Genomic DNA, 11,455 nt, shown 5'->3' on the forward strand with positions numbered 1-11,455 from the left:
CCGACAACGCACCTCACTCCCCCTCCCCCTTCTTCTCCCCATTCCCCTCCCCACGCACAAAACCGAGGGCCCCCATGACACACCCCACCCCCCGCTCAATCCTGATCACCGGCGGCAACAGAGGCCTGGGACTCGCCATGGCCCGCCATTTCACCGCGGCCGGAGACAGAGTCACCGTCACCTACCGCGGCACCCCACCCCCCACCACCGACCGCTTCCTCGCCGTCCGCTGCGACGTGACCGACACCGAACAGATCGACCAGGCCTTCAAGGAGGCCGAAACGGCCCACGGCCCCGTCACCGTCCTGGTCGCCAACGCCGGCGCCACCCAGGACCGACTGCTGATACGGATGACGGAGGAGGACTGGACCTCCGTCATCGACACCAACCTCACCGGCACCTTCCGCGTCGCCCGGCGCGCCGTACGAGGCATGCTCCGCACCGGCCACGGCCGTATCGTCCTGCTCTCCTCCACGGCCGCCCTGCGCGGCGCCCCCGGCCAGACCAACTACGCCGCGGCCAAGGCCGGCCTCATCGGCTTCGCCCGCGCCCTCACCCAGGAACTCGGCCCCCGCGACATCACCTGCAACGTCGTCGCCCCCGGCCTCACCGAGTCCGACATGAGCCGCGCCCTCACCCCGGAACAGCGCCAGGCGCTGCTGCGCACCACCCCCGCCGGGCGCACGGGCACCCCCGAGGAGGTCGCCGACGCGGTGGCGTTCCTGGCCGGCGCCGGTTATGTACGCGGCGCCGTGATCCCGGTCGACGGGGGCGCCGGACTGGGCCACTGAGCCCGGGAGGCGAGGCGTGGACCGCCTGGTCACCACCCGGACCGGTGGGGAAGTGGACGTCGCGCGGCCGCCCACTTCCCCACCACCTCTTGCCTACGACCGCCCGCGCAGCGCCCGGTACTTGGCGACCAGCGCCTTCGTGGACGCGTCGAGGCCCGGCACCTCGGCCCCCTCGGTCAGCGCGGGCTCGACGCGCTTGGCGAGGACCTTGCCCAGCTCGACGCCCCACTGGTCGAAGGAGTCGATGTTCCAGACGGCACCCTGGACGAACACCTTGTGCTCGTACAGCGCGATCAGCTGACCGAGGACCGACGGGGTCAGCTCCTTCGCCAGGATCGTGGTCGTCGGGTGGTTCCCCTGGAACGTCTTGTGCGGCACCAGCTCCTCCGCGACGCCCTCGGCCCGTACCTCGTCCGGCGTCTTGCCGAAGGCCAGCGCCTGGGTCTGGGCGAAGAAGTTGGCCATCAGCAGGTCGTGCTGGGCCTTGAGCGGGTCGCTCAGCTCGCCGACCGGTTCGGCGAAGCCGATGAAGTCCGCCGGGATCAGCTTGGTGCCCTGGTGGATCAACTGGTAGTACGCGTGCTGCCCGTTCGTCCCCGGCGTGCCCCACACCACCGGCCCGGTCTGCCACTCCACCGGCACCCCGTCGCGGCCCACGTACTTGCCGTTGGACTCCATGTCCAACTGCTGCAGATAGGCCGTGAACTTGGACAGGTAGTGGCTGTACGGCAGCACCGCGTGCGACTGCGCGTCATGGAAGTTGCCGTACCAGATGCCCAACAGGCCCAGCAGCAGCGGCACATTGGACTCGGCGGGCGCGGTGCGGAAGTGCTCGTCGACCAGGTGGAACCCGTCGAGCATCTCCCGGAAGCGGTCCGGGCCGATCGCGATCATCAGCGACAGGCCGATCGCCGAGTCGTACGAGTACCGTCCGCCGACCCAGTCCCAGAACTCGAACATGTTGGCCGTGTCGATGCCGAAGTCCGACACCTTCTGGGCGTTCGTCGACAGCGCCACGAAGTGCTTGGCGACGGCCTCGGGGCCGGCCTTCAGCTCGGTGAGCAGCCAGTCGCGCGCGGAGGTCGCGTTGGTGATCGTCTCGATCGTGGTGAACGTCTTGGAGGCGATGATGAAGAGCGTCTCCGCCGCGTCCAGATCCCGGACCGCCTCGTGCAGGTCGGCGCCGTCCACGTTCGACACGAAGCGGACGGTCAGATCGCGGTCGGTGAAGGAGCGCAGCACCTCGTACGCCATCGCCGGACCCAGATCGGAGCCGCCGATACCGATGTTGACGACGTTCTTGATGCGGCGGCCGGTGTGCCCGGTCCACGCGCCGGAGCGGATGCGCTCGGCGAACCCGGCCATCTTGTCCAGGACGGCGTGCACCGCCGGCACCACGTTCTCGCCGTCGACCTCGATCACCGCGTCGCGCGGGGCGCGCAGCGCGGTGTGCAGGACGGCACGGTCCTCGGTGGTGTTGATCTTCTCGCCGCGGAACATGGCGTCCCGCAGCCCGAACACGTCGGTCGCGGCGGCCAGCTCGCGCAGCAGCCGCAGCGTCTCGTCGGTGACCAGATGCTTGGAGTAGTCGACGTGCAGATCGCCGACCTCCAGCGTGTAGCCGGTGCCGCGCTCCGGGTCGGCCGCGAACAGCTCGCGCAGCTGCACCTCACCCTGCTGCTCCCGGTGCTCGGCCAGCGCGGTCCACTCGGGCGTCTGGTTGAGCCGGGTACGGCTTTCTGCGTTCATCTCGGACTTCAGCCTTCTTTCCTACCTGGTCCTGCGTGCGTACCTTGCCCCGCTGCCGTTCCAACCTAATTGATCACGAGGGAACACGAGCTGTCGTCCCCCGGTCGTCCGGCTCAACAACACATACGTCCGACGTGAGCCCGGGTATCAGCGCGGCGGCGGAGAGGACGAAGAAAGCGGCGGCGAGCAGGGCCGGGGTGTTGAGTCCCCAGCTCGTGGCGGCGGCACCGCCGAGCAGCGCGCCCAGCGGCGCCCCGGCCACCCCGAGGGTCCGGAAGGCGGAGGAGACACGGCCGAGCAGCTCGGCGGGGGTGCGCTGCTGCATCAGGGTCGTGGTGTTGACGTTCCACACCATGCCCATGGCCCCGAAGACGGCGAGGCTCACCGCGAGCGCCGCCAGGCTGCGCAGCGCGCCCATCGCGATCAGCGTCGCGGTCTGCACGCCCGCGGCCAGCAGCACGGCCCGTACCCGTCCGATCCGGGCCACCAGCCGTCCGTTCACCGCTCCCCCGGCGAGACCGCCCACGGTGTACGCGAGGGTGACCGCCGCGAACCCGGCACTGCCCGCGCCCAGCCACTCGGTGACCAGCAGTACCAGGGTGGCGATGAGGGCGCCCATGCCGATGTTGCACAGCGTGGTGGCGGCGCACAGCCCGCGCAGGGCTCTGTCCCGCCGCAGGGTGCGCAGCCCGGTGGCGATCTCGGCGCGCAGGGTGCCGCTCGCGGGCCGGGGTGCCCGCTCGGGCGGGGCGGTGCGCAGCGAGGCGACGAGGGCGGCGGCGACCAGGTAGGTCAGGGCGTCGGCGGCGAAGGGGACGGCTGCTCCGGCGGCCAGCAGCAACGGCACGAGCGGCGCGGCCACCAGCCCGCCGGCGATCCGCTGCCCGGTCAGCAACCGAGCGTTGGCGCTGCCCAGCGCCTCCCGGCCCACGACCGCGGGCAGCAGTGCCGTGGCCGCGTTGTCGAACAGGGTCTGGAGGGTGGTCAGGGCGAAGGCCAGGGCGATCAGCAGGGCGATCGAGGCCTGGTCGAGGCTGACGGCCACCGCGAAACCCGCCATCAGTCCCCCGCGCACCACGTCCACGATCCACATGGCCCGCCGTCGGTCCACCCGGTCTGCGACGGCTCCGCCGAGCAGCCCGAACACGAGCCAGGGCAGATAGCCGCAGGCCGTGACGGAGGCGACGAGCAGCGGTTCGTCGGTCAGGGTCACCGCGAGCAGCGGCAGCGCGGCCGTACGCAGTGCGTCGCCGAAGCCGGAGAGCACGGCCGCGCCCCACAGCCGGAGGAACGCGCCGCGATACGCGGCCTTGGCCTCCTGAACCGCCCCCGTCACGTGTCCCCCTCACGCTCCCGATCCGTCGATGCGCGAATCGATGAACAAACCGTAGAGGGCACCACTGACAATGGGCCTGACCAGGGCAAACAGGGAAAGCAGGAGAGACAGGGCAGCACGCGCCGTGCGGCAGCGTCGTGGTGCCCCGAACATCTGCGGCCGGGCACCCTCGGTGCCCGGCCGGTGTCAACTTCTAGATCTCGCCCCGGAGTTTGGCGAGCGCCTCGGCGAGGATCGCCTCGCCGTCCGCGTCGCTGCGTCGCTCCCGCACATAGGCGAGGTGGGTCTTGTAGGGCTCGGTGCGGGGCGGGGCCGGGGGGTTGTCCCGGTCCTGTCCGGCCGGGAAGCCGCAACGCGGGCAGTCCCAGGTGTCGGGGACCTGTGCGTCGCTGGCGAAGCTCGGCTGGGTCTCGTGTCCGTTGGAGCACCAGAAGGAGATGCGCAGCCGGGGTGCGGACTCGCCGCGCTCGGCTTCGCCCATCGGCCCCGCCCCGACCCGGCTTCCTCGGATCGCGTTGCCACTTGCCACGGTCGTAACTCCCTGCGTGATGGTGCGGCGAAGCGAGTCGGCGTTTCGCTTCGCTGCGAGCGCCTCAGTCTACGTAAGGCCCAACGCGCGTCCAGTGATTGGAGTTACATCCCGCCCACAGACGCAAGCCCCATGATAGGCCGCGTTCGAAGTCGCGTACCCGGCATGGGGCTTTACGTGCGGATTGGTGCGTCCGTGACGCGTTGTCTCGCCGGTGTCGGTCCGAAGGTCAGTTGTTGACCTTCATCAGGATGCCGAGGACGACAATGCACGCGAACCACAGCAGACCGACCACCACGGTGATCCGGTCGAGGTTGCGCTCGGCGACCGAGGAGCCGCCGACGGAGGACTGCATACCGCCACCGAACATGTCGGAGAGGCCGCCGCCCTTGCCCTTGTGCATCAGCACCAGCAGCATCATCAGCAGGCTGAAGACGATCAGGGCGATCGAGAACCCCATAACCACGGCTGGACCAACTTCCTCGGATTCTGATGGACTGCGGGGACCGGCCCCTCGGCCGGTCCCCGCAAGAGTACGACGTTACGCCGCTAGGGCCTACTCACTGGTCGCGGAAGCGCACGATCTTGACGAACTCGTCGGTGTCCAGGGAGGCGCCGCCGACGAGGGCGCCGTCGATGTCGGCCTGCGCCATGATCTCGGCGACGTTGCCGGCCTTGACGGAGCCGCCGTACTGGATGCGGACCTTGTCGGCCAGCTCCTGGCCGTACAGCTCGGTGAGCTTGCCGCGGATGGCCGCGCACACCTCCTGGGCGTCCTCGGCGCCGCAGACCTTGCCGGTGCCGATGGCCCAGACGGGCTCGTAGGCGACGACGACGCTCTCGGCGTGCTCGGCGGGGACGTCCTTGAGGCCGCCCTCGACCTGGGCGAGGGTGTGGGCGACGTGGTTGCCCGCCTCGCGGACCTCCAGCTCCTCGCCGACGCAGAGGATGGGGGTGAGGCCGTGCTTGTAGGCGGCCTTGACCTTGGCGTTGACGATCTCGTCGGTCTCGTCGTGGTACTGGCGGCGCTCGGAGTGGCCGATCGCCACGAACGTGCACTTCAGCTTGGCCAGCATCGGGCCGGAGATCTCGCCGGTGTAGGCGCCGGAGTCGTGGGCCGAGAGGTCCTGGGCGCCGTACTTGATCTTGAGCTTGTCGCCGTCGACCAGGGTCTGGACCGAGCGCAGGTCGGTGAAGGGCGGCAGGACCGCAACCTCACAGGCCTCGTAGTCCTTGTCGGCGAGGGCGAAGGCGAGCTTCTGGACGTGCGCGATGGCCTCGAGGTGGTTGAGGTTCATCTTCCAGTTGCCCGCCATCAGGGGCGTACGCGTGCTCATTGAGGGTCAGTCCTCCAGTGCGGCGAGGCCGGGGAGCGTCTTGCCCTCAAGGTATTCGAGGGAGGCGCCGCCACCGGTCGAGATGTGGCCGAATGCGTTCTCGTCGAAGCCCAGGATGCGCACGGCCGCGGCGGAGTCGCCGCCGCCGACGACCGTGAAGGCCTTGGAATCGAGGAGGGCCTGGGCGACCGCCTTGGTGCCCTCGGCGAAATCGGGGTGCTCGAAGACGCCCATGGGGCCGTTCCAGAAGACGGTGGCGGCGTCGGCGATCTTCGAGGCGTACAGCGTGGCGGACTCCGGACCGATGTCCAGGCCCATCTGCCCGGCCGGCATGGCGTCCGCGGCGACCGCGGTGGCGTCGGCCGGAGCCTTGGTCTTCAGGTCGGGGAAGGCGGGCGCGACGACGGCGTCCACGGGCAGGACCAGCTCGACGCCGGTCCGCTCCGCGCGCTCCAGGTACTCGGTGACCGCGTCGAGCTGGTCCTCCTGGAGGAGGGAGCCGCCGACCTCGTACCCCTTGGCCTTGAGGAAGGTGTACGCCATGCCGCCGCCGATGAGGATGCGGTCGGCCTTGCCGAGCAGCTGGTCGATGACGGCGAGCTTGTCGGAGACCTTGGCGCCGCCGAGCGCGACCACGTAGGGGCGCTGGACGTCGTCGGTGAGCCGCTTCAGGACGCCGACCTCGGTGGCGATGAGGTACCCGGCGTAGTGCGGCAGCCGGGCCGGGAGGTCGAAGACCGAGGCGTGCTTGCGGTGCACGGCGCCGAAGCCGTCGCCCACGTAGACGTCGGCGAGGGCGGCCAGCTGATCGGCGAAGGCGCCGCGCTCGGCGTCGTCCTTGCTGGTCTCGCCGGCGTTGAAACGGAGGTTCTCGACGACGGCGACCTGTCCGTCGGCCAGGCCCGCGACGGTGGCGGTGGCGGACTCGCCGACGGTGTCCGTCGCGAACGCCACGTCGGTGCCGAGGAGTTCACCGAGGCGGGCGGCGGCCGGGGCGAGGGAGAAGGCCGGGTCCGGGGCGCCCTTGGGGCGGCCCAGGTGGGAGGCGACGACGACGCGCGCGCCCGCCTCGGCCAGCGCCTTGACGGTGGGCAGCACGGCGCGGATGCGGCCGTCGTCTGCGATTTTTACAGTGGCGGTGCCATTTTCCAGCGGCACGTTGAGGTCGGCGCGGACGAAGACCCGCTTGCCGGTGACAGGCTCGGCGAGGAGTTCGTCGATCGTCTTCATGAAGGAGGGCTCCCGGGGAGGACTTGTGGTGCTCGTGATCGTAGGAGGGCCTTTTCTCACGTGAGTCAGGGCCCGGGCGGCGCGTCCCTGCGCCGCACGGGCCCTGCCCTCACATCAAGGTGCCTGCTCTGTCGGTCAGAGCTGCTCGCCGACGAAGACCGTGAGGTCGACGAGGCGGTTGGAGTAGCCCCACTCGTTGTCGTACCAGCCGAGGATCTTTACCGTGTTGCCCTCCTGGACCATGGTCAGGGAGGAGTCGAAGGTGCAGGAGGCCGGGTCGCTGACGATGTCCGAGGAGACGATCTCGTCCTCGGTGTAGGCCAGGTAGCCCTTGAGGGCGCCGTCCTCGGAGGCCTTCTTGAACGCGGCGTTGACCTCGTCCTTGGTGACCTCGCGCTGCAGCGTCACGACCAGGTCGGTGGCCGAGCCGGTCGGGACCGGGACGCGCATCGCGATGCCGTCGAGCTTGCCCTTGAGCTGCGGGAGGACCAGGGCGGTGGCCTTCGCGGCACCGGTGGTGGTCGGGATGATGTTCTCGGCGGCGGCGCGGGCGCGGCGCAGGTCCGAGTGCGGGAAGTCCAGGATGCGCTGGTCGTTGGTGTACGCGTGGACCGTCGTCATCAGGCCCTTGACGATGCCGAAGTTCTCGTCGAGGACCTTGGCCATCGGCGCCACACAGTTGGTGGTGCAGGAGGCGTTGGAGATGACGTGGTGGTTGGCCGCGTCGTACTTGTCCTGGTTGACGCCCATTACGATGGTGATGTCCTCGTCCTTGGCCGGAGCCGAGATGAGGACCTTCTTGGCGCCGCCGGCGAGGTGCTTCGCGGCGTCGGCCTTCTTCGTGAAGATGCCGGTGGACTCGATGACGATGTCGACGCCCAGCTCGCCCCACGGGATGTCGGCGGGGTTGCGCTCGGAGAGGACCTTGATGGTGTGGCCGTCCACGGTGATCGTGTCGGCGGTGTGCGACACCTCGGCCTTGAGACGGCCCAGGATGGTGTCGTACTTCAGCAGGTGAGCGGTGGTCGCGGTGTCACCCAGGTCGTTGACAGCCACGATCTCGATGTCCGCACCCTGCTCCAGCAGCGCGCGGAAGTAGTTACGACCGATGCGGCCAAAGCCGTTGATGCCTACGCGGATCGTCACGAACCGATCTCCTCGTTGGTACGCCGGCTCAGTGCCGGCGAGCTGTATGGGATGTCCCCGACCGCCTACGACCCTACCTCCCCGGCACCCGTCGAGTGACATCGAGATGCCCTATACATGCCGGTGCGGTCCGTACTCGCCGGTAGGGGTACGGACCGCCCTGGTTTTACAAGGTGATTACCTTTTGAGCGGCCCCCCGATCATCTGATTCCAGATGTCCGGAGGGCCGTTCACGAGGGCTTTCGCCGCCCGTTCGGCGCAGCGGGCGCTCAGTTCCTCAGCGCCGCCAGTGCCTTGCCGAGCAGTGCCTTGCGGTCGGCCGCCGCGGGGACCTGCTCCAGACCGAAGCCCAGCAGCACGGTGTCGTCCGTGGTGACGGCGCCGTAGGTCTTGAACAGTTCACCCGACAGACCCCAGTCCTTCACGACCGCCGGGCTGCCGGCGGGCGGTCCGGGGGTGCTCCAGGCGCCGAGCGAGGTCTCGAAGCCCTCGACCGCGCCGGGCGTGCCGCCGATGACGACGGCGGCGTTGTCGGCGAGGAGGCCGCGACCGCCGCTGCCGGGGTCGGTGACATAGCTGAGCGACACCTCGACGGTCTTCCCGGCGTACGCGGACAGGTCGAACTCGACCTGCTGCCAGCCGTCCGAGGCCCCGGTGAAGCTGTTCCAGGCGCCGCTGGTACCGCTGGGCGTGCAGCCCCCGGCACCCTGCGTCAGATACCGCTTCAGCGCCGGGTGGCCCTGGATGAAGAACCCGGCCTCGCACTCGGTGGGCACGGTGGTGGAGGTGGCACCGCCGGTGTCCGGCAGCGTCGTCCAGTCGTCCGCCCCGACGGTGTGCGCCTCCAGAAGGGCGTGGTCGTAGCCCTCCTCCGTGCTCCACAGCAGCTGGGTGCGCAGGGTCGGCTTGTCGGCGGCGGTCACCGAGGTGAGGTCGATGGTGCGGGTGAGGCGGTTCCACGCGTAGTCGGTGTGCGTGGCGGCCGCCATGGACGCGCCCTCGTACGGGCCGTACGGGTTGACGGTCCCGGGGTACTGGCCCGCGCCGGCGCTCTTGAACTGCGGGAACGTCTCGACGGGCAGCGCGTCCGAGGTGACCCCGAACGAACCGGCGGTGTTCAGCGGGTTCCCGGGCGCGTCGCCGAGGGTGCCCGAGAAGCCGTCGAGCTTGCCGAGGCCGGCGAAGGCGGTGGCGTTCGGCAGGGAGGTACGGCTGTAGCCGCCCAGGTAGTACTGGCTGAAGTCGTTGGACAGGGTGCCGTCGCCGAGGTCGACGGCCCCGCCGGCGCTCTCGCCCGCCTCGATCAGCTTGCCGCCCTCGTTGAGGTAGGCGCGCAGTTCGAGCTGGGTGGTGACGCCGGGCCGGACGGCGCCCGTGTAGTGCACGACCTGCTTGAAGTGCTCCAGTACGCCGAGCGCGTCGGGCGCGCCCTGGGTCGCGACGTCCCAGACGAGCGCCTTCTTGCCGTTGGCCTTCAGCGCGTCGACGTAGGCCTGTGTCTGGGTCGCGGTCGCGCCCTCCTCTGCGAGGACGAGCGTGTCTGCCTTGGGGCGTTCGGCGATCGTGTACGTGAAGCGCTCGCTCTTGGTGGGCCTGCCCTTCTTCGTCTCTCCGGTGAACCAGATCTCGACCTTGTCGCCCGGTTCGCCGTCCTGCACCTTGGCCCGGTACTCGTCGAAGTACAGGTTGTCGTCACCGCCGAACGTCTCTCCGCCCTTCCAGGCCTTGAGCTTCTGGTCGTAGGTACGGCCGCGTCCGTTGATCCGGTAGTTCAGCTCCTTGTCGCGCACCGACTTACGGGCGACGACGGAGATCTCCTGGTCGGCGCCGCGCGAGTACGAGGTGGTGAACTCGGCCGGGGTGAAGTCGGGGGCGTCGATGCCGACGGAGGGCTTCGGCTGGTCGGGCGTGGCCGCGGACTCCGCGAGGGAGAGCGCGAACGGGATGTTCTTCTCGAACTCCTGCTGGATCAGCTTCTCGTCGTCCGGGAACGTGAAGACCGAGGCGCAGTCCTCGGGCCGCCAGGCGTCGTTCGGGTCGATGTTCGAGGCGGTCTGGCAGGTCGACATCTCGGGGGTGTAGAACGCCGCGCCGTTGATGTTGGACGCGTGGCCGTTCGCCTCGCCGTTGGTGGTGTACAGCTCCGAGGAGAGCTGGGGGCGGTAGCCGGGGATCGCGGAGTTCTCGGGGGTGCCGGCGAGGGACTTGTACAGGACGTCGTCCGGCGTCGGGCTCGCCACCTGCCAGCCGACCCCGTAGAGCAGGAGTTCGGCGGCGGAGTGGTAGTTGATGCCGTACTCGAAGCCGATGCGCTTCTCGAAGGCGTCCAGGACCTTGGTCTCGGGCTCGGAGGCGGGGCCGGCGCCGCGGTAGGTCTCGCTGGTGGGGGCCGGGGACGAACCCTCGTTGTCGTAGCCCCACTTGTAGGCGAAGTTGCGGTTGAGGTCGACGCCGTCGCCGACGGTGATGGAGCCGTCGCCGTTGACGTCCCGCAGGTTCTTGCGCCACTGGCGGTTGTCGGGGTTCTGGTGGGTGAAGTCGTAGCCGTCGGGGTTGGCGGAGAGCACGAACCACAGCTCGGTGGTGTCGACGATCTTCTTGATCCGCTTGTCCGTCTTGTAGTTGTCCAGGTAGTGGTGGAGCAGCCGCCGGGTCATCTCCGGTGTGATCCACTCACGCGCGTGCTGGTTGGACATGTACAGCACGGAGGGCTTGACGCCGTCCTTGGTCTTCTTCGCGTTCTTGGTCAGCTTGACCGCGAGGATGTCCTGCCCCTTCAGGGACTTGCCGAGGGAGACCACCTTGGTCAGGGAGGGGTTCTCCTGGCCCGTGCGGAGGATCTCCTCCTTGAGGTTGCCGGCGCCGCTGTAAGGCCGGTAGACCCCGTCGCCGGCGGCGGTGACCCGTGCCTCGGCCTTGCTGGTGAGCCGGTGTTCCGTCAGCTCGACGCCCTGTTCCCCCAGGGCGTCCGCCTGCTTGTCGGTGAGGTAGACCTCGACGGACGCCGTGCCCTTCTCCGGCGCCTGCTCGCTGAGCTCGTGGCCGTCCTGCCCGGCGGCGAGCAGCAGCGGTATCTGCTTCTTCGTCACCTCGGCGCGGAAGACCTTGACTTCGTCGGTGTCGGAGCCGTCGTTCTCGGCCGCCTGGGCGAGCGGTGCGAGTCCCGCACCTCCGCCCAGCAGGAGCGCGCCGGCGGCGAGGATCGATCTCGCTCTTCGTCTCATGAGCCCCCCTTGCAGTGGTTCGCCCCAGTAGCGAACAGACGCCAGGCTCATGTCAGATCTGGGCCAAGTCAAGGAGGCCTCACAGGCCAATCACGGAATTCACGCAGAAAGCC

9 protein-coding genes are annotated in these 11,455 nt (G+C 69.3%); 1 reads left to right on the forward strand and 8 read right to left on the reverse strand.

Features of this window, described 5'->3' with window-relative positions; genetic code table 11:
- The first annotated feature begins 74 nt into the window (after positions 1–74).
- Positions 75–791: a 3-oxoacyl-ACP reductase FabG gene (gene fabG / locus ACZ7MG_RS40905; protein ID WP_471391885.1), complete on the forward strand. Its 717-nt coding sequence runs from the start codon at positions 75–77 to the stop codon at positions 789–791.
- Between the two features lie 93 nt (positions 792–884).
- On the opposite strand, the gene pgi is transcribed toward fabG, so the two are convergent.
- From pgi to ACZ7MG_RS40945, 8 genes are all read right to left on the reverse strand, one after another.
- Positions 885–2,540: a glucose-6-phosphate isomerase gene (gene pgi, locus ACZ7MG_RS40910; protein ID WP_471391888.1), complete on the reverse strand. Its 1,656-nt coding sequence runs from the start codon at positions 2,538–2,540 to the stop codon at positions 885–887.
- A gap of 73 nt (positions 2,541–2,613) precedes the next feature.
- The gene (locus ACZ7MG_RS40915) at positions 2,614–3,876 is read right to left on the reverse strand and encodes an MFS transporter (RefSeq protein ID WP_471391891.1); all 1,263 of its coding nucleotides are present in this window, start codon (positions 3,874–3,876) and stop codon (positions 2,614–2,616) included.
- 193 nt (positions 3,877–4,069) lie between these two features.
- Positions 4,070–4,405: an RNA polymerase-binding protein RbpA gene (locus tag ACZ7MG_RS40920; protein WP_010352468.1), complete on the reverse strand. Its 336-nt coding sequence runs from the start codon at positions 4,403–4,405 to the stop codon at positions 4,070–4,072.
- 229 nt (positions 4,406–4,634) lie between these two features.
- A complete protein-coding gene (gene secG / locus ACZ7MG_RS40925; RefSeq protein WP_029181151.1) occupies positions 4,635–4,865 on the reverse strand; it encodes a preprotein translocase subunit SecG in 231 nt (76 codons plus the stop codon).
- Positions 4,866–4,965: 100 nt separating this feature from the next.
- A complete protein-coding gene (gene tpiA / locus ACZ7MG_RS40930) occupies positions 4,966–5,742 on the reverse strand; it encodes a triose-phosphate isomerase (RefSeq protein ID WP_471391895.1) in 777 nt (258 codons plus the stop codon).
- Between the two features lie 6 nt (positions 5,743–5,748).
- On the reverse strand, positions 5,749–6,972 hold the full coding sequence (locus tag ACZ7MG_RS40935) for a phosphoglycerate kinase (RefSeq protein WP_471391897.1): 1,224 nt from the start codon (positions 6,970–6,972) through the stop codon (positions 5,749–5,751).
- 135 nt (positions 6,973–7,107) lie between these two features.
- The gene (gene gap, locus ACZ7MG_RS40940; protein WP_059079307.1) at positions 7,108–8,118 is read right to left on the reverse strand and encodes a type I glyceraldehyde-3-phosphate dehydrogenase; all 1,011 of its coding nucleotides are present in this window, start codon (positions 8,116–8,118) and stop codon (positions 7,108–7,110) included.
- 269 nt (positions 8,119–8,387) lie between these two features.
- Complete coding sequence (locus tag ACZ7MG_RS40945) at positions 8,388–11,342, reverse strand: M14 family metallopeptidase (RefSeq protein WP_471391901.1); 2,955 nt, start codon at positions 11,340–11,342, stop codon at positions 8,388–8,390.
- Positions 11,343–11,455: the final 113 nt, after the last annotated feature.

This window comes from Streptomyces sp. NPDC107538 (assembly GCF_055657445.1).